At 67.3% G+C, this 18,721-nt stretch carries 17 protein-coding genes; 12 read left to right on the forward strand and 5 right to left on the reverse strand.

Annotated elements, in window-relative coordinates; translation table 11 throughout:
* The first annotated feature begins 234 nt into the window (after positions 1–234).
* The 6 genes from Q9Q40_07810 to Q9Q40_07835 all read left to right on the forward strand — a co-directional run bounded on the left by Q9Q40_07810 (position 235) and on the right by Q9Q40_07835 (position 7,351).
* Entirely contained in the window at positions 235–702 is a 468-nt protein-coding gene (locus Q9Q40_07810; protein MDQ7007123.1) for a hypothetical protein, read from the forward strand.
* Between the two features lie 19 nt (positions 703–721).
* On the forward strand, positions 722–1,468 hold the full coding sequence (locus tag Q9Q40_07815) for a MotA/TolQ/ExbB proton channel family protein (protein ID MDQ7007124.1): 747 nt from the start codon (positions 722–724) through the stop codon (positions 1,466–1,468).
* Between the two features lie 4 nt (positions 1,469–1,472).
* Positions 1,473–1,952, forward strand: a complete 480-nt coding sequence (locus Q9Q40_07820; protein ID MDQ7007125.1) for a biopolymer transporter ExbD — start codon at positions 1,473–1,475, stop codon at positions 1,950–1,952.
* A 124-nt stretch (positions 1,953–2,076) separates the two neighbouring features.
* Complete coding sequence (locus tag Q9Q40_07825) at positions 2,077–3,375, forward strand: hypothetical protein (GenBank protein ID MDQ7007126.1); 1,299 nt, start codon at positions 2,077–2,079, stop codon at positions 3,373–3,375.
* Positions 3,372–4,487 (forward strand): hypothetical protein, encoded by a 1,116-nt coding sequence (locus Q9Q40_07830; GenBank protein ID MDQ7007127.1) that lies wholly within the window; start codon positions 3,372–3,374, stop codon positions 4,485–4,487. Before Q9Q40_07825 ends, Q9Q40_07830 begins: the two co-directional genes overlap by 4 nt.
* An 83-nt stretch (positions 4,488–4,570) precedes the next feature.
* Positions 4,571–7,351, forward strand: a complete 2,781-nt coding sequence (locus Q9Q40_07835) for a prolyl oligopeptidase family serine peptidase (protein ID MDQ7007128.1) — start codon at positions 4,571–4,573, stop codon at positions 7,349–7,351.
* 46 nt (positions 7,352–7,397) lie between these two features.
* Here the strand turns inward: Q9Q40_07835 and pyrB are convergent, their stop codons facing one another.
* Positions 7,398–8,489 (reverse strand): aspartate carbamoyltransferase, encoded by a 1,092-nt coding sequence (gene pyrB / locus Q9Q40_07840; protein ID MDQ7007129.1) that lies wholly within the window; start codon positions 8,487–8,489, stop codon positions 7,398–7,400.
* A gap of 161 nt (positions 8,490–8,650) precedes the next feature.
* Here pyrB and Q9Q40_07845 point away from each other — a divergent pair, with 161 nt between their 5' ends.
* The 4 genes from Q9Q40_07845 to Q9Q40_07860 all read left to right on the forward strand — a co-directional run bounded on the left by Q9Q40_07845 (position 8,651) and on the right by Q9Q40_07860 (position 11,883).
* The gene (locus Q9Q40_07845) at positions 8,651–10,351 is read left to right on the forward strand and encodes an ATP-binding protein (GenBank protein MDQ7007130.1); all 1,701 of its coding nucleotides are present in this window, start codon (positions 8,651–8,653) and stop codon (positions 10,349–10,351) included.
* A gap of 285 nt (positions 10,352–10,636) precedes the next feature.
* Positions 10,637–11,149 carry a tRNA (N6-threonylcarbamoyladenosine(37)-N6)-methyltransferase TrmO gene (gene tsaA, locus Q9Q40_07850; protein ID MDQ7007131.1) on the forward strand — a complete coding sequence of 171 codons (513 nt, stop codon included), beginning with the start codon at positions 10,637–10,639 and terminating at the stop codon, positions 11,147–11,149.
* A 12-nt stretch (positions 11,150–11,161) separates the two neighbouring features.
* On the forward strand, positions 11,162–11,662 hold the full coding sequence (locus Q9Q40_07855) for a PH domain-containing protein (GenBank protein ID MDQ7007132.1): 501 nt from the start codon (positions 11,162–11,164) through the stop codon (positions 11,660–11,662).
* Complete coding sequence (locus Q9Q40_07860; GenBank protein MDQ7007133.1) at positions 11,659–11,883, forward strand: RND transporter; 225 nt, start codon at positions 11,659–11,661, stop codon at positions 11,881–11,883. The genes Q9Q40_07855 and Q9Q40_07860 overlap by 4 nt, the downstream gene beginning before the upstream one ends.
* 36 nt (positions 11,884–11,919) lie before the next feature.
* Here the strand turns inward: Q9Q40_07860 and Q9Q40_07865 are convergent, their stop codons facing one another.
* Positions 11,920–12,534 (reverse strand): superoxide dismutase, encoded by a 615-nt coding sequence (locus Q9Q40_07865; protein MDQ7007134.1) that lies wholly within the window; start codon positions 12,532–12,534, stop codon positions 11,920–11,922.
* Between the two features lie 207 nt (positions 12,535–12,741).
* On the opposite strand from Q9Q40_07865, the gene Q9Q40_07870 reads away from it, so the two are divergent.
* Positions 12,742–14,490, forward strand: coding sequence for an ABC transporter ATP-binding protein (locus Q9Q40_07870; protein MDQ7007135.1), 1,749 nt, complete (start codon positions 12,742–12,744; stop codon positions 14,488–14,490).
* Positions 14,487–16,277: an ABC transporter ATP-binding protein gene (locus tag Q9Q40_07875; GenBank protein MDQ7007136.1), complete on the forward strand. Its 1,791-nt coding sequence runs from the start codon at positions 14,487–14,489 to the stop codon at positions 16,275–16,277. The genes Q9Q40_07870 and Q9Q40_07875 overlap by 4 nt, the downstream gene beginning before the upstream one ends.
* A 66-nt stretch (positions 16,278–16,343) precedes the next feature.
* On the opposite strand, the gene cas6 is transcribed toward Q9Q40_07875, so the two are convergent.
* The 3 genes from cas6 to Q9Q40_07890 form a co-directional block, all read right to left on the reverse strand.
* The gene (gene cas6 / locus Q9Q40_07880; protein MDQ7007137.1) at positions 16,344–17,246 is read right to left on the reverse strand and encodes a CRISPR system precrRNA processing endoribonuclease RAMP protein Cas6; all 903 of its coding nucleotides are present in this window, start codon (positions 17,244–17,246) and stop codon (positions 16,344–16,346) included.
* Positions 17,243–18,361 carry a DUF1887 family CARF protein gene (locus Q9Q40_07885; GenBank protein MDQ7007138.1) on the reverse strand — a complete coding sequence of 373 codons (1,119 nt, stop codon included), beginning with the start codon at positions 18,359–18,361 and terminating at the stop codon, positions 17,243–17,245. Before Q9Q40_07885 ends, cas6 begins: the two co-directional genes overlap by 4 nt.
* A gap of 6 nt (positions 18,362–18,367) precedes the next feature.
* A partial coding sequence (locus Q9Q40_07890; protein MDQ7007139.1) for an AAA domain-containing protein occupies positions 18,368–18,721 on the reverse strand: 354 nt, incomplete at its 5' end.

The raw sequence follows: 18,721 nt of genomic DNA on the forward strand, positions 1-18,721 counted from the left end.
ATGCGGCCCCCTTCCGCCCCCGCCAAGGGGTCCGGCCCCGGAAAATCAGCCGGCCCGCGGGAAGCGGCGTATAGGGGACGGCAGGGAGGCGAGGCCGCGGCGGGGAGAAAACGGCGCGCGGCGGGCCGGGTGCGACCCGGGCCGATCTGCATGGCGGCGCTCCCCGCCCTCCCTGAATCGCCTCATGCAGGCTATACTCGACGGCGTCGCAGCTCACCGTGTTGGGGAGAAGCCATGAAAAGTTACGTGGCCTGCCTGGTCGCTTTGGCGACCTTGGGCTGGCCGTTGCCGGTGACATTCGGCAGCAGCCCTGGAGTCGACGATCCCTCCCCGGCGATCAGGACCGACAGCAGCCGCTACCGCCCCCTGATCGTCTTTCACGATTTCGGAACCGTTACCAGCCGACGGCGGATCAAGATCAGTGGGGTCGTCTTTTCCCGCTCGAGCGTGGACCGGGTCACCCTGGCCAACCGCAGCGCCCGCCTGCGACCGGCGGAGCCCAACGACATGGTGCGCTTCACCCGGGTGCCTCCAGCGGCCCGGGAGGCGCCGTACCGGGTCTATTTCGAGTTTCCGGACATCGAACTCCAGCATGCCGGCGCCAACGACCTGGACATCAGAGCCCTGGCCACCGACGGCCGCCAGTCGGACCTCCACCGGATCACCGTGATCTGCGTGGCGGCGCCGCCGGAACACCCATGACGCGGGCAGGAGATTCCCGGTGATCGACGCGCCCCGGCGCAGGGTGCGCTCGGCCCGCCTGCTCTTCTACGCGGTGACGCTGCTGAGCGCCAGCGCCCTGCTGGGACTTTCCGTGGTCCGCGGGCGAAGCATGATCGACATGCTCTCGGAGGTCATCACCCGCTTCGTCGTCCCCCTCAACGCCTTCATCATGTTCGCCTTCGCGGTGATTCTCTCCCTGATCGTCGGCATCTTCCTGCACTACCTGTTTTTCGAACTTCGCGACCCCCAAATTTTCGACCGCCCGCGGACCGAGCGGTGGCGCGCCTCGCTCCAGGCCGACGGTGGTACCACCGGCATCATCGGAACCGCCCGCGAGGCCTTTGCGGGCGACGAGACGGTCTTCGCCCACATCTTGCTGCGCTTCCTCGGCGAGAACGGGCCCCAAAGCGCCCGGCCCGCCAGCGTCTGGCTGGCGATCCAGGACGAAGAGTTCGATCGACTCAAGCGCAACCTGGTCTTTCTTTCCTTCGCTTCTGTGGTTTCTCCGGCCCTCGGTTTTCTGGGCACCGCCGTGGGCATGGTCGCCGCTTTCTACGAGATTTCGATCCAGGACTCGGTCACTCCCGCGGACCTGGCGCTGTCGATCCAGATCGCCCTGATCACGACCGTCATCGGCCTGGTACTCAAGACACTGGCCATGGTGCTCAAGACCTTCGTCATGCATTCCATCACCCGGCGGGAGGATCAGCTCTTCCTGGTCTACCAGCGACTTTTCGAAAGGTGAACCGATGAGGCGCGGCGAGCGGTTCAGCTTCGACATGGAAGACGGCTTCGAGGGGGCCGTCGACGTGGTCTTCCTGCTGATCATCTTCTTCCTCGTCGCCTCTTCTTTCGACAAGACCGTGCGCGAAAAACTCGTTCTCCCCCCGCGGGATCCCGAGCAGGCGACGGCCCTGCGCCCCCAGGAGCGCGAAAAGCTGGAGATCGCAGTCCTGGAGGACGCCACCATCCTGGTCGATCACCGGCCACTGGATGTCGTCGATACCACCTCCATCGAGGCCTACCAGGCGATCTCCCGGGCCCTCGAGGGGTGGATCACCGGTACGCACCCCGACGACGGGGGCGCCGACCCGGCCGGCACGATGGAAGTCCTGATCACCGCCGACCGCCGATCCCCGGCCGGCGCCGCTCTCAACGCGATCATGGCCTGCCTCGACCGCGGCATCACACCCCAGGTTCTTTTCGAGCAGGAGCGGGCGGGGAAATGAGCAGCCCCCTCCACCGCCCGGTCTCGGCAACCCGCCCGACCGGCCCCGTACCGCAGCGGGACGGAGGTTTTCTCCGGCCCCTGACCCGCCTTTCCGTACCAGAGGCCCTGGAGGTCGAAGCACCATGAACTCTCCACGCGCTCCCCGGCGCCACTCCATGCTGCTGCTGGCTGTCCTGGTCGCCCTCGGCGCTCTGTCGCCGGGCGCGGCGACCGAACCCACCCCCGTCGATCGCCTGGCCGAGATCCAACGCGAAGCCATCGCCGCCTACAACGACCGGCAGTGGCGACAGGCGGCGGGAGCGGCCGATCGCTACGTCGAGGCCCTCGACGGCTTCGGCCTGCCTCACGCCGGTTCCGACTATGCGCTGGTCGCCTTCATCGGTGGACACGCGCGCTTCGAAGTCTGGAAGGCCGACCCGCCGTCCTTTTCCTACGACTTTCAACGCGATGTGCTGGGCGCCATGCAGGAAAGCCTGCACATCCTCCAGGATGACCCTTTTTTCAAGCACAACGTGCTGGCCACCGCGTGCTACGAAAAACTCAAGAGCGAAAATTTCCGTAACCTGGAGTTGGAGAACCTGGCCAACTGGCATTTTCTCAAGGCCCTGATCTCTCGTCGCGACACCTTGCGGACTGTCCCGCGAGACGACGAGCCATTCCTGGCCTTCGAAAAATACCTGCTGCTCTACATCAGCCGCGCGTTCGAGATGGCCCGCGAATCCACGGCACCCGAGATCTACCTGGTGCGCGTGCGGGAAGCCTGCCGGATGGGCCTCGGAGGCCGCTTCACCGACCGTTTCGCCCAACTCTACCGGGTCGTGGGCTTCGACCGGGGTAACGTCCGCGCCGGCGTTCTCTGGCAGTCCGGTCTCGACCTGATGAACACCGACGGCGCCGATCCCGAGGAAGTCCTCGGCCTGTTCTCCGAAGCGGCCGCCGAAACCCGGGGCCTGCCCGAGCGGGCGGAGATCTACCGCCAGATGTCGGACTTCGCCAGTCGGCAGGACGGCTACGACTACCGGCTGCGCGCCGTGGAATATGCCCGCCAGGCCTTCAAGCTCGATCCGGCGGAGCCGGAAATCCAGGTCCAGTACGGCACCAGCCTGCACGTTCTGGCCTATGCCCACTACAACTCCGGGCGTTTCGGCGAATCGCTCGAGCTGGCCCGGGAAGCGATCGCTTTCCAGTGGGAGGGCGACGAGGTGGCCTACTTCGACCTCTCCCGGGCCGAGGCCAACTTCGGTATGAAACTCGAGGCTCTGCGCCACGCCCAGCAGGCCTACGAGCAGGCCCTGCGCAAGCTGGGAGGCGACGAGGTCCAGCCCTACCGCCAGAACTACGCCAACATCCTTCGCCAGTTCGGCATGGGTCGCCAGGCCACGATAGTCGAGCACGACACGGGGAAAGGAGGCCGGCCATGAAGCACCTGCGCGGCACCGCGGTCGCGCTGCTCGTCATTCTGTTCGCCGTCGGCGCCGGCATGGCCCGGGACGGCGGGGCCGCGAGCCCGCAGGGCGCTCCGCTCTTCGACACCGACGCCGAGCTGGCGGCTCTCGAAGACCTCTACCGGGCGGTGCTGAGCTACCAGGTCGTGCTGGCGCGGGAAAGCGTGGGCCAGGACCTCGCCAGGGCGCTGGTCTTCGACGTCTCCCACTACGTGGACGAGATGGATAGCCGCTACGAACTCAGCCGCCTCTTCGTCGACGACCCGCGGATCGAGGAGCGTTTCGCGCGCGTCGTGGCGCGGGCCCACTTGCAGGCGGCCCTGCTCCACGCCGAGGGCATCGACATGGAAAGTTCCATCCACCACTACCGCCGCGCGGTGGAACTGATGGGACAGGAGCCCTCGGGCTGGGGCGAAGGCCTCGAATTCTTCGGTCGGCAAGGCGAGCTGCCCGAGGCCACCGAGCTGGTCTACCGCATCGCCCCCGCCGAAGAGGTCGTCAAGCGCCTCGAGCTGTTCTGGAGTGCCGGCGAGGTCACCCGCTTCCAGGTCCAGGAACTGAGCGCCGCCCAGCGGGCTTCCCTGGCGTTGCTGCGGGTCACGGCGGAAACCGATCCCCACACGGAGGCCGTCTTCAACCTGGCCGCCGAGCGCTTCGCGACGCGAGTCCACGGAGGCCGGGAGGACTTCGAAGTGGTGCTCCCGCCCGGTCACTACCGGGTGGCCTCGGCCGACGGCACCGTACCGGCCACGGACCTCCAGGTGGTCGCCGGCAGCACCCCGGATCCGGTGGTCGTCAACCCCAACACCTTCTCGTTCGCCCTCAACGATCTGCAGGACGGCTGCACACCCCGGCTGATCCACAACGGCCTTCCCGTCTCCCGGCTCGAGAACCTTCACTACGGCACCTTCGTCGTTCAGACCGGCGCCTCCTGCGAGCGGCGGCTGCCGGACAAGATCATCGTCACCCAGCGTTCGGAGGTCACCCTACGCACCGATCCGGAGCGCCTCGACCTGGTGCGCGACGGTCAGCCGATCCTGCTGTTCATCACCCTCCCCCCCGGGAAGACCCACAAGCTGCGCTTCTGACCCGACGGTCACACCGGGCGAACGAGCGGCGTGGTGCGAGGGGAGGATCTCCGGTAGCGTGAAGGATGCCCCAGGAGGAAGCCATGCGCCCACGGTCCTTGTCCCGGATTTTCGTCCTTCTCGTCACGTTCCTTCCCTCCGCCGCCCTGCCCGCTCTCGCGGCGGTCGACGAACCCGGCGCTTCCGCATCGGCCACGGACGACGGCTGGCTCGAGCAGCTCCCCCCCCTGCTCGATCGTGAACTCTTCTTCGGCGATCCGGAGATCAGCGGGGCCCAGGTTTCCCCCGACGGGCGTTTCATCACCTTCCGCCGGCCCTACAAGGGGCAGATGAACATCTGGATCCGGGGCATCGACGAGCCCTTCGAAAAGGCGCGGCCGATCACCGCCGACACCGCCCGCCCCGTCCGCGGCTACTTCTGGAGCCGTGACTCCCGTTACGTGCTCTACGTGCAGGACAAGGGCGGCAACGAAAACTTCCACATCTACGCCCTGGACCCTGCCGGCGAGCCGGGGCCCGACGGTGTCCCCGTCGCCCGTGACCTGACGCCGATCGAGAACGTCCGGGCGATGATTCTCAGCCTGCCCAAGAACGCTCCGAACCGGATCGTCATCGCCCTCAACCAGCGCGATCCCGCCTATCACGACGTCTACACCCTGGACATCGCCAGCGGCGAGAGAACGCTGATGGTCGAGAACACCTGGGGCGCAGCGGCGTTCCTGACCGATCTCGAGGGACGGACCCGCCTGGGCTGGAGGATGAACGAGGAAGGCGGCGGAGAGATCTTCCTCGTCGGTGGCGAGGCGTCGGGCAAGACGATCTACTCCTGCTCGTTCGAAGAAACCTGCACCCCGATTCGTTTCCACAAGGATGGCCGGCACGTCTACCTGCGCAGCAACGCCGGGAAACAGGTGGACCTCCAGCGCCTGCTGCTCTTCGACCTGGAAAGCGGCAAGACGGAACTGGTGGAAGAGGACCCCGAAGGTGAAGTGGACCTGGGAGGCGCCATTTTCTCGGACCTCAGCGACGAGCTGATCGCCACCTACTACATCGGCGACAGGACCCGCATCTATCCACGCACCGAGGCCTTTCGACGCGATCTCGACCGGCTTGAGAAACAGCTTCCCGACGGCGAGATCCGTGTGGGTTCGATGACCGCCGACGAAAGCCTGTGGATCGTGTCGGTGAGCCGAGACGTCAACCCCGGCTCGGTCTACCTCTACGACCGCAAGCAGGGCAAGGTCACCAAGCTCTACGATTCCCGGCCCGAACTGCCCTCCGAACACCTGGCCACGATGCGTCCGGTACGCTACCCGGCGCGGGACGGCGCGACGATTCCCGCCTACCTGACCGTCCCCAAGGGCGTCGAGGGCAAGCGTCTGCCGGCGGTTCTGCTGCCCCACGGAGGCCCCTGGGCCCGGGACACCTGGGGTTACGACGGCTTCTCCCAGTTCCTGGCCAACCGCGGCTACGTGGTTCTGCAACCCAATTTCCGGGGCTCCACCGGCTACGGCAAAGCGCACCTCAACGGCGGCAACGCAGGCTGGGGCACCGGGGTCATGCAACACGACCTGAGCGACGGGGTGAAGTACCTGGTCGACTCGGGCCTGGCCGATCCGAAGCGGGTGGCCATCATGGGGGGCTCCTACGGGGGCTACGCGACCCTGGCCGGCCTGGCCTTCACCCCCGAACTCTACGCCGCCGGCGTGGACATCGTCGGTCCATCGAACATCATCACCCTGTTCAACTCCATCCCGCCTTACTGGAAACCGATCCGCAAGATGTTCCTGATGCGGGTGGGCGACCCCGACGACCCGGCGGACCGCAAGCGCCTGATCGAGCAGTCTCCCTTCTTTCATGCGCAACGGATCCAGGCCCCCCTGCTCGTCATCCAGGGCGCCAACGACCCCCGGGTGAAGCAGGCCGAGGCCGACCAGATCGTCGTCGCCCTCCGGGAACTGGGTCGCAAGGTGGAGTACCTCGTCGCACCCGACGAGGGCCACGGCTTCGCCGGAGCGCAGAACCGCCTGGCGATGTTCGCGGCCATCGAGGCCTTCCTCGCCCGCCATATCGGCGGCCGCTACCAGCAGGAAATGCCCGCCGCCCTGGCCGAGCGACTCGACGCCCTGCGGGTGGACCCGGCGTCGGTGACCATGCCCCGAACCGGCTCCCTGGCCGAAAAAGCCCGGACCGCCCCCCTGCCCCGACTGGTCCCGGCGGCCATCGTTCCCCTCGACCAGGCCTTCACGACGATCCTGAAGCTGCCCGAAAACCGGGAACTGAAACTGGAAAGCCGGCGCTCCATCCGTGCCGGCGAGGACGGCAAGAGTTGGCAGATCGAGTCCCAGGTCAGCGGCCCGATGGGCCAGGGCACCGACACCTACATCCTCGATGCCGAGACCCTGCTCCCCCGCAGCCGCAGCGCCCGGCAGGGCCCGGTCTCCCTCGACCTGACCTTCACCACCCGGAAGATCGAGGGAGAGATCAAGGCCCCCGGCGGTCCGATGGCCGTCGACGTGGCTCTCGACGCACCGGTCTACGGCGACGACAGCGCGCTGGCCGCCGTCTTCGCCGCCCTACCCCTGGCCGAGGGTTACGAGGCGACCCTGCGCACCTTCGACGTGCAGCGGCAACGCATCCGCCTGTGGTCGGTCGCCGTGGAGGGCAAGGAGTCGCGCAGCACACCCGCCGGCACCTTCGACACCTTCCGCATGCGCCTGGCGGATCTCGACGGAGAAGGCGGCGGCGGCACCTTCTGGATCGCCACCGATCCGCGGATGACTGTCGCCTACGAGATTTCCCTGCCGACGCCCACGGGCACGATTCCGGGCCACGGCGAGCTGCAGAGTTTCGCGCGGCCCTGACGCCAGGGCCGCGGCAGGCCCCCGCCCCGAGCCCCCGGGGCGGGGATCAGGCGCAAAGCTCCTGCTGCGCGGCGAGAATCCTGGAATCGACGCCGAAGAGCCGGGCGATGATGGCGACCCGCATCCACATCCCATTGCGCTCCTGCCGCCAGTACATCACGCGCCGATCGTTGACGTAGTCCACCTCGATCTCGATTTCGTCCCGCTTGGGCAGGGGATGCAGCAGGCAGGCCGTGGACTTCATGCGAGCGAGGTGCTCCATCGTGAAGACGAAATCTTTGGAGGCCGCCTCGTGAGTGCCCGCGGCCAGTTCGTCGTATTCGTCCTGGATGCGAGTCATGTAGACCGCATCGGCCTCGTCGATCCCCTCCGAGATCGAGGCAATCTTTTTCCACGACACCCCATTGTCGTCAAGGAACCGGAGGATATCGTCGAGCATCTGGTACTTCTCGGGAGCGGCGAAGAGCAGCTTCACGCCGCTGTAGTTTTTCATCAGGTAGGCCAGGGAGCGCACCGTGCGCCCCCGCGCCAGGTCCCCGACGAGCATGATCGTCTTGCCGTCGATCCCCCCCTGCTCCTTGAACGACTTCTGCAGGGTATAGACATCGAGCAGGGATTGGGTGGGATGCTGCTTGGTTCCCGATCCGCCCGAGATGATCGGCACGGGACGCTCCTGCCCATGGACCTCGATACGGCGGTGGGCCTTCATCGCGGTCCAGAAGGCGGCCGCCGCCGCGTTTTCGTCACTGTGGCGCATGACGACCATGTCGACGTAGGAGATGAAAGTCCTCACTGAATCGACCAGGCTCTCGCCCTTGGACATCGAGGAGATGTTGATGTCCCGCACCGACATGCGGCTCATGCCGAGAAAGGCCTGGGCGGTGTTGAAAGACATGAACGTGCGCGAGGAGGGCTGAACGAAGAAGTTCAGCACCATGCGATGGCGAAGCAGGCTGGACATCAGTTCGCGACCTTCCGGCACCTTGTGCAGGTCTCGGGATGCATCCGCCAGGCGACAGTAGGCGTCGAGATCCTCACGTGAGAACTGCTGCGCGTAGAGGACACCGAAGTCCTTGATATAGCCCACTTTGGCTGAATCGGGAAGGGAAAGGAAGTCGGCCAGGGAGATGTCGATCACCGCGTACCTCCTCAGGGGGCGCCTGCCACCCGCGGGCGCCGCCGCCGGCCATCATAGCGGGCCGCTCCCGAACCGTCAGCATCGCCCGCGCCCCCGGGGCCGGAGACGAGTAGACGCCGGGCGCGTCGGAATCTAAGTTCCTCCGGGGTGGAGGGACCGCGATGCCGAGCGAGGAAAGACGCCGGCCCGGGCTGGGCTGGCTGGTGCCAGGCAGCTTGCTGGGGCTTGGCGCCGTGCTGGAGGCAGCAGGCATCGCGAGCTTTGTCTCGGGAGCCCCCCTGGCGCTGCACCTGCTCCTGGTCGTGGCCGGGGTCGTTCTCTTGATCGCGGCGATGGCCTGGACCATGGGCCGGGTCCGCTACGCCTACAGCTCAGGCCGCATGCTCGCCGCCGGGGTGGTTCTCCTGCCCGCCGGCGCGATCCTGCACCAGGCCATGGAGGTGGCGCGCGCCGGTGGTCCGGCCAGTCCCGCCTGGCACCCCCGGATCGAAGCGGGGGGCGATCTCCTGATGATGACCGGCCTGGTCCTGGTCATCGGCAGCTTCATCCGCGCCCTGCTGGTGACCGAAAGCCAGCGCCGGGCCCTGGAAGTCGAGATCGCCGAACGCCGCGAGGCCGAGGCGCGACTCCGACACCAGGCGACTCAACTGGAAACCGCGGCGGCCCGGGCCGAGGCCGGCAATCGCGCCAAGAGCGAGTTCGTCGCCCACATGAGCCACGAGATCCGCACCCCGTTCAACGGTGTGCTGGGCATGATCGAACTGGCCCTCGACCACGCCGAGGATCCCGAACAGCGGGACTACCTGACCACCGCCCGCCAGTCCGCGGAATCGTTGTTGATGCTGATCGAGGACGTGCTCGACCTGAGCAAGATCGAGTCGGGCAGACTGGAACTCGAGGAAAAGGAGTTCCCCCTGCTCGAGCACCTGGAAGCGGCACTGCGCGCCATTTTGCCCCAGGCCATGGACAAGGGCCTGCTGCTGCATCTCGAAGCCCTGACCGACCTTCCCGATTGCGTCGTCTCCGACCCCCTGCGCCTGCGGCAAGTGCTGCTGAACCTGCTCGGCAACGCGGTCAAGTTCACAGCGAAAGGACAGGTCGTGCTGGAAGCCTCGGCCCAGCCCGAGCCCGGGGGTCGGTCACGCCTGACCCTGGCCGTGCGGGACACGGGGGTCGGCATCCCGCCGGAGAAGATGCGACGGATCTTCGAGCCCTTCACCCAGGCCGACGCCTCGACCACGCGCATCCATGGCGGAACGGGCCTGGGACTGACGATTTCCGCCCGGATCGTGGAACTGCTGGGCGGCAGGCTGGAGGTGGAGAGTACGCCCGGGGAGGGAAGCCGCTTCAGTTTCTCCTTCAGCTGCCCTACGACCCTCGGCGACAAGCCCGGCGCCAGCAGCCTGGAGACCGCGAGCCTGACCGGCGACGCCTCGGAAATCGGTTCCCTGCGCATCCTGGTCGCCGAGGACAACCCGGTGAATCGCAAGGTGGTCGGCCGCATGCTGGAAAAGGCCGGGCACCGGGTCATCGAGGTGACCGACGGGCAACAAGCGGTCGATCGACTGGACGAGAGCATCGACCTGGTCCTGATGGACGTGCGGATGCCGGTGATGGACGGCCGCACCGCGACCCGCGCGATCCGCGCCCTCGAGCACCACAGCCCCCGCCACGTCCCGATCCTGGCCCTGACGGCCGGCGTCTTCCCCGAGGACCGGGAGGCCTGCCTGGAAGCGGGAATGGACGGCTTCGTCAGCAAGCCGGTGACGCGCCGCGACCTGCTGCTCGCTGTGGCCAGGGCGATGGAGACCAGTGCCCACATGGGCGCGGGAGCCGAGGCCCCCGCCCCGAAACAGCGCTGAATCAGCGTTCGCGGAAGCGGGGATCGTCTTCGTCTTCTTCCCGACCGGGAAGATCGCAGGTGCCGCCGATTCAGGTACCGACCCCCGCCTTGGGCAGGACCCAGCGCATCAGCACGATCCAGACCACGAAGAGCAGCAGACTCAGCCAGAAATCACTCACGCCGGGTATCTCCCGCGCCGGCCCGCATGCCGGCAATCATCAGATGCACCGTGGCCCTCGAGGATACAGGCTCTCGCTCCGGCCGCCGAAGACTGGCACCATGGCCTGTCCACCGGGAGCGAACCATGGCCACCATCGTCTACAAGCCCATCGGAGTGATCCGCAGCCCGCATCGACAGCTCGAAGCCATCCCCGTCCAACCGGAGTTCAGTCGCGGCATCGAGGGCTACGCGGAACTTCGGCCCGACCTGATCGAGGGCCTGGCCGGACTGGAGGAGTTCTCCCACGCCTACTTGCTCTATCACCTGCACAGGGTGGAGCAGACGCGGCTCGAGTGCGTTCCCTTCATGGACGACCAGCCCCATGGCATTTTCGCCACCCGGGCGCCGTGGCGACCGAATCCCATCGGCATGAGCCTGGTTCGCCTGCGGGGCGTGGAAGGCCCGCGCCTGTTGCTGACGGACCTGGACGTTCTCGACGGCACACCGTTGCTCGACATCAAGCCGTTCTACGCCGCTCCCGACCCGGGGGATCCCGTCCACCGGGGCTGGCTCGACCGGGTCCTTCCCGCCGAGCGCCGGCGCCGTGGGCGACGAGACTACCGGGGCCCTGTCCTTCCGGAGCCCGAACAGGAATAATGGCTCCCGATCATGACGACTCCGCTCTACCAGCACACCCAGTCGGGACACCTCGTCCTGTTGGCCATGGCCGCGATCGTGGCGGCGACCCTGCTGCTCCCGCCCGGGGCAGTTCACCCGGCGATTCGGCTGGCCCTCCCCCTGGGCGGGGCCGCCCTGGCCGGACTCTTCGGCTGGTTGACCGTCACGGTGGACGGCTCCGCGGTCACGGCCCGATACGGCCTGGGGATGATCCGCCGGCGCTTTCCCCTCGAGCGCATCCAGGCCGTGCGCACGGTGCGGAACCACTGGTGGTACGGCTTCGGGATGCGCCTGGCGCCCCCTGGCTGGATGTGCGACGTCCGGGGCCTGGATGCGGTGGAACTGACCCTCGAGGGGGAGCGCAAGTTCCGCATCGGCACCGACCACCCCGCGGAACTGCGCGACGCCATCCGCCGTGCGGTGGAGGCCGCGGGCCGGCGCCTCACCACCGGACCGGAGGGCGTCCGCACGTCCCGGGAACCCTTCCGGTGAAGTGGCTCGACCGGATCCCCTGGAGCCTGCTGGTGATCGGCAGCCTGACCCTGGGGCTGGCCCCTTTCCTGCCCGAGCCTCATTTGGCGGAGAAATTGAAGATGCTCGCCGCGGGCGACCTGGAGCGTCCGATCGACATCTTCGACCTGCTCCTCCACGGCGCGGCCCCGACCCTGCTGGCCCTGCGATGGTTGCGCCGGGTCACGGCCGGGGCAAAGTGAAGGGCGCCCTCCGTACCGCGAAGAGCGCCCGATCGATCAGCGGATGATTTCTTCGAAGCGGTTGTTGACCGCCTTCCAGTCGACCGTGTTCCACCAGGCCTTGAGATAGTCCGGGCGCCGGTTCTGGTACTTCAGGTAGTAAGCGTGCTCCCACACGTCGTTGCCCAGCACGGGAATACGACCCTGGCTCAGGGGGCTGTCCTGGTTGGGTGTGCTCATCACTTCCAGCTTGCCTTCGGGGGTCCAGACCAGCCAGGCCCAACCGCTGCCGAACTGCCCGGCGCCGGCGGTGTTGAAGCGCTCGACCATCGCCTGGAAACTGCCGAAGTCCCGGGCGATGGCCTCGGCCACGGGGCCGGTGGGATCGCCCCCGCCACCGGGTCCCATCAGGCTCCAGAAGAGGCTGTGGTTGTAGTGGCCGCCGCCGTTGTTGCGCACGGCCGTGCGAATCTCCGCGGGAAGCTGATCGAGGTCGGCCAGGAGCTGGTCGAGGGGCTTGTCCTGGAACTGGGGGTGCCCCTCGAGAGCGGCATTGAGTTTGGCCACGTAGGCCGCGTGATGCTTGCCGTGGTGGATCTCCATGGTCTGGGTGTCGATATGGGGCTCGAGGGCGTCGGGGGCGTAGGGAAGCTCGGGAAGTTGGTGAGACATCTTGTGTTACCTCCTGCGGGGAGCGCCTGCCCGCGGTCCCGGCCAGGGCCTGGGAGCCAGGCGGAAACGCTCGAAATCTAACGTTGGCTTGATAGTGGATTACTTTTTCTAGTTTACCCTGAATGCCGCCCCCGCGCACCCGACCCCGCCTTTGGCTTCGCCACGATCTTGAGCGCAGAATGCCCAGATGCGGCGGCCGGACGAGCGATGCTAGGGACCCTCTGGACATGGACCCGGGGCTACCGGGGCCGCTACCTGGCGGGGCTCGTCGCCCTGCTGGTGACCCATGCCCTGGCGATGACCCTACCCCTGCTGCTCGGCCGGGGCATCGACGCCCTGCGGGCGGGGGTCGCCCCTCGACGCCTGGCCCTGCTGGCCGGGACGATGGGCCTGATCGCCCTGGCGCAGGCGGCCATCCGCACCCTCTCGAGGCTGATGATCCTCGGCAATTCCCGCCGGATCACCTGCGAAATCCGCGACCGGCTCTTCGCCCACCTGCTGTCTCTCGACGCCCCCTACTACGACGCCCACTCCACCGGCGACCTGATGTCGCGCGTGGTCAACGACCTGCGCCAGCTCCGTTCCTTCTACGGGCCGGCGGTGATGAACGTGCTCAATACCGCCATCGCCTACGCCGCCGCGCTGAGCCTGCTGCTCAGCCTGGACCCCGGCCTGACCCTGGTGGCGCTTCTCCCCTTCCCCGTGGTGCTGCTGGTCGCCCAGCGCCTTTCCCGCCGAATCTACCAACGCTCGCGCGCGGTGCAGGAGCAACTCGCCTCGCTCTCCGAACAGGCCCGGGAAAACTTCGCCGGCATCGCCCAGGTCAAGACCTATGCCCAGGAAGAGCGCGAGATCGCCGCCTTCGAAGCGGCCTCCGCCGAGTACCGCAGCCGCTGCCTGTCGGTGGCGGCGCTGCGGGGAGCGATGATCTCCTCGGTGGGTGCCGTCGCCGGCATCGGCACCCTGATCGTTCTCGCCCTGGGAGGCTCCCACGTGATCGAGGGCCGGCTGACTCTCGGCGAGTTCGTAGCCTTCAACTCCTACCTGGGCATGCTCGCCTGGCCCACCATCGCCCTGGGCTGGATCATCAACGTCTTTCAGCGGGGAGCGGCGGCCACCGAGCGGCTGCTCGATGTCTTCCGGGCCCAACCGGCCATCCCAGCCCCCGGGCGCGGCTCGCCCCCGGCCGTCTCCAGGCCCCTTCGGGGCGCCCTCCGGGTCGAGGACCTGGACTTCCGCTACGACGATCGCCGAGAGCACCACCCCTTGCGGATCGAGTCCCTGCGCGTGGCCGCGGGAGAGAAAGTGGCCGTCGTCGGTCCCGTGGGAGCGGGCAAGAGCACCCTGGCCAACCTCCTGTGCCGGGTCTACCCGGTTCCGCCGGGAAAGATTTTTCTCGACGGGGAAGACCTGGCCGACATCGACCCGCGCCGCCTGCGCTCGTCCATCGGTTACGTGCCCCAGGACGGCTTTCTCTTCTCGCGCTCCCTGCGGGAAAACCTCACCTTCGGACGGCCCGGGGCGAGCGACGACGAAGTGGCGGCGGCGATTCGCCTGGCCCAGCTCGAGCCTGACATCGCGGCTCTCGACAACGGCCTGGACACGCTGATCGGCGAGCGCGGCGTGACCCTCTCGGGCGGCCAGCGCCAGCGCGTGACCCTGGCCCGCGCCCTGCTCGGCCGGCCGCGCATGCTGATCCTCGACGATTCCCTCTCGGCGGTCGATGCCGATACCGAGGCCCGCATCCTTGAGAAGCTGGCTGAAATGATGGAGGGGCGGACGACCTTCTTCATCACCCATCGCCTGGCGGCGGCCACCACCATGGATCGCATCCTGGTGATGGATCGGGGGCGCATCGTGGAGGACGGCACCCACCGGGAACTGCTCGCCCTGGGCGGGCTCTACGCCCAGCTCCACAGGCACTCGCATCTCACCCGCCGGCTGGACCGGGAATGAGCCGGGCGGGGAAGGTCGCCGGCGCCGCGCTGGCCGAGGAGCAGGCCGGCAAGGTCTATGACGCGCGGCTTTTCCGCCGGCTGTGGCCGCTGGTTCGGCCGCGACGCGCGCTGGTCACCATCGGCCTGCTGATGGTGCTCGCCGGCAGTGCCGCCCAACTCGTCCAGCCCTACCTGGTCAAACTGGCGGTGGACCGGGCGGTGATTCCCGGCCACCGGGGACTTCTGGCCCTCTACGCGCTGGCCTTCGGCGCTTTCCTCCTCGCGGAATTCGCCTTGCGCTACGGGCAGATCTACAGCCTGGAAAAGCTGGGCCAGGGCGTGGTCTACGACCTGCGGACCCGGCTCTTCGCCCACCTCCAGGCCCTGTCCTCATCGTTCTTCGACCGCAACCCGGTAGGGCGGCTGGTGGCCCGGGTGACTACCGACGTGGAGGCCATCCAGGAAGCCTTCTCGTCCGGCCTGGTGCTGATCTTCGCCGACCTCTTCCGCCTGGCCGCGATCGTCGTGATCCTGGTCCTGATGGATCCCTGGTTGGCCCTGGTGACCTTCGTCATCGTGCCGCCGATGTTGGGGATCTCCTGGTTCTTCCGCCAGCGGGTGCGCTGGAGTTACCGCCGGGCCCGGGCGCTGATCGGGGAACTCAACGGTTTCATCCAGGAGATGGTCTCCGGCATGCGCCTGGTGCAGCTCTTCGGCCGTGAGCAGCGCACCGGGGAGGAATTCGGAGACCTCAACCGGCTCCATCGAGACGCCGAGCTGCAAGCGGTCGCCTACGAGTCCGCCTTCTCCGCGATCGCCGAACTCCTCGGCTCGCTGACCCTGGCCGCCATCCTCTGGGCCGGGGGTCTGCGACTGATGGACGACCACATCACCTTCGGCACGCTGGTGGCCTTCATCGAGTATTCCCGGCGCTTCTTCCGCCCCCTGCAGGAGTTGACCCAACGCTACACGGTGATGCAATCGGCCATGGCCGCCGCCGAGCGCATCTTCCAGCTTCTCGACACGCCCGCGGACATCGTCTCCCCCGCCGAGCCCGTGACGCTGACCTCCCCCCGGGGGGCGATCCGCTTCGAGAAGGTGGACTTCGCCTACGATCCCGCCGCTCCCGTGCTGCGGGGCCTCGACTTCACCATCGAGCCCGGACGGACCGTGGCTGTGGTGGGGGCCACGGGATCGGGGAAGTCGACCCTGATCCGCCTGCTCTCGCGCCTCTACGACGTGGACCGCGGGCGGATCCTCGTCGACGGCGTCGACATCCGCGCCCTCGACCTGCACACCCTGCGCCGGATGGTGGGAGTCGTGCCCCAGGATCCGTTCCTTTTCGCCGGCACCATCGCCAGCAACATTTCCCTGTCGGACCCCCGCATCACCCCCGAGAGAATTCGCCGGGCCGCCCGGGCGGTTCGTGCCGACCCCTTCATCCGGCGTCTGCCGGGAGGCTACGACGAGCCGGTGCGGGAGCGGGGCGGCAATTTGTCGGTTGGCGAACGCCAGCTGATCTGCTTCGCCCGGGTGCTGGCCTTCGACCCGGCCATCGTCGTTCTCGACGAGGCCACCGCCTCGGTGGACTCCAGTACCGAGGCCCTGATCCGCACAGCCCTGGCCCGCCTGCTGGCCGGCCGCACGTCGATCATCATCGCCCATCGCCTGGCCACCACCTCCACCGCCGAACGCATCCTCGTCCTGCACCGCGGCCGCCTGGTGGAATCCGGCACCCACGACGAGCTGATGGCGATCGAGGCAGGCATCTACCGTACCCTCTACTCGTTACAGGCCGGGGGGTGAGGAGAATCACATCGCGCTCGCGCCGAGCCCCATCGCGATAAGTTCCCACCGAAGCACGAGCACGCCTCACGCGGTTTCGAGTTTCACGCGTCCGAAACCGAAGGGAATGCCCTTGCCGATCCCCACCGATTCGGCGAGGGCGAAAAAGAAGAGCAGATCCACATCTGGAATATCCAGTTCGAAGCCGCCCTCAACGCCCCCCATCGGAACCCGCCTTCGCTGCCGCGAAGAATATCGGTGCCTGTCCGTCCAGACCCAGCGCACCTGGCGCAGTGGGATCGACGCCGCCCGTTCAAGCAGCTCTCGACAAGGCGCCGGCAGACTACCGACCTCGGGCGACTCACAAGCGAGAGCGGAAAACCGCCGGGCCGCATTGACAATCATCAACCGCGGTCCGACCGCCTGCGCCCAACGACCTCCGGCCTTGACCCGCAGCGGCGACTCGCTCCGCACACGCAATCCTCCGGCCCGGCTCAATCCACCCAGGATGCGCCGAATCCCCTCGTCACAACCCTCCACCGTTTGCCACCCTTCATCGGCCCGGAAGGCACAACGCACTCTTTCCCGACCCAGGCCGCGCTCACCCATTTCTTCGAAAGCGTCCTTGATGACTCGACCGTGATCGACCGCCTGTCCAAAGAGTTCGACCACCATGCGTCCCGCCGCCCACTCGCCGGGTTCACAACGAATCGCCAGTGGTACCGGCGCGGACTTCTGCCGGCCGGCCCATCCCCCGCCCGCCGCCTCTCCACGGGCCTCGAACAGCTCGCAATAAGCACAGCGGTGTCGACCGTGGCACCGTTGGGAGGGGCTTCGACAGTAGCGCCTGCGCAGAAGATTACCCAGCCCGCCCCGTAAAAGGGCCGCCGGGAAACGCAGCCTCAACGGGCGCTCCAACTGCAGCGTAAAGCGCATCCTGCGCCGCCGGACGCGGGCTGCCGCCTGGGCATAGATCTCACCGGTGCTCACGCCGTCCCCCTTTCTCGACGCGGCGGCAGCAGGATTCTCTCGACCAGCCGAGCGGAATCCGGCTTGCGCGCCAAGGCGACGATTTCATCATGCCCGACCACATGGCACCCCAGATGTTGGGCTCTGCGGCGCAACGCGCCCAGCATCTCGCCGTCACGGCGCAGGCCGGCCGCCACGAGAACACTCCGCACGGCCAGTGCCCGGAACTGGCCGATCACCGCTTCAAGCTTGTACAGAGCCGCGTCGAGCCGATTAGCGCTCGTCTTGCACTCGAAAACCAGCAAACCGTCGCGCCCCATGCAAGCGATGTCGATCTCGTTTCGCACTCGGCTCCGGCGGTGGACAGTCTGCAGAGCGCCCTCGACATCTCTTATCCCCACAGCCTTCGCGTGCCGTGCGAGCAGGCTCCAGACAAAGATCTCAAGCCATTGCCCGGACAAAAAGCGCCGCGCCTCGGCCCCGACCTCCGCCGCACTGTTCACGCCGGCACCGAACGCGCGTTCGAGGTTTTTGATCAACGCGGCGGGAGCATTCGGAGGCCACCGCACACCCTCGTCCGCCATTGACTCAAGAAACACGGGCGCATCCAGAAGCGCGACGCGACGGGCTACGTCGGCCATCCTCTCCCAGTGCCGGGTCTGGCGGCATGTACCCACTGAAAAACCGTAGCTCCGCAAAAATACTCTCAGGGAAACTCTGCGCTCCAGGGTTTCTCTGCGGCCCGTCCGCAGATCGACCAGCACCTCCGGACTTGCGGCATCCACGTAGTAGACGGCGCCACCGGAATCGGCGAGCGCCTCCCACAGGCCGATCGCCATGGGTTTCGTTCCCCCGGCGATCACGGCGCTCCACTCGCAGTAGTCGTGCTCTCGCATCACCCTGAGCATCGCGCGGATCGTGGCCCCCGGCTCGTCCTGCCGCTCGACGCGATACCGACCGCAAACCGTCTCGCCGCCGATACCGGCCAGTTCGAGCGCCTCCAGCATGTCGTCCCCGCGGCGGTAACGACGCATGACGTCAGTTTCCAACAAGGCGATTCTAGCCGGGTTCAGATGCAGCAACACTTCGATATGCGGGATATTCTGCCCCGACACGACGCAGGCGACCCCCTTCACGGCCGCCTACTCCCCCCGCAGGAGTTCCCATTGGGGAACCCAGCGCTCAGCGCAGTCCAACAGCGGCGCCAGGAAGGGATTCTTCCCGATTTCTGTAGGCGCTCCCAAAACCACGAGTTGTTGGCGTGCCCGGCTCAAAGCCACGTTGATGAGCCTCGGCGCTACGCTCATGGTCTGCACGAAGGGGCTGTCTGGAACCACGGGGTCGAAGAACACCAGATCCGCCTCTCCTCCCTGCATTCGATGCACCGTCCCCGCAATGATCTTGTCTTCGTCAATGGGCTCCACCACTTCGCGCAGCAACTTCGCCTGCGCCCGGTACGGCGTGGCCACCATGATCTTCTTCGGCCAACCGATGGC

The sequence above is a fragment of the Acidobacteriota bacterium genome, assembly GCA_030949985.1.
Taxonomy (GTDB): Bacteria; Acidobacteriota; Polarisedimenticolia; order J045; family J045; genus JALTMS01.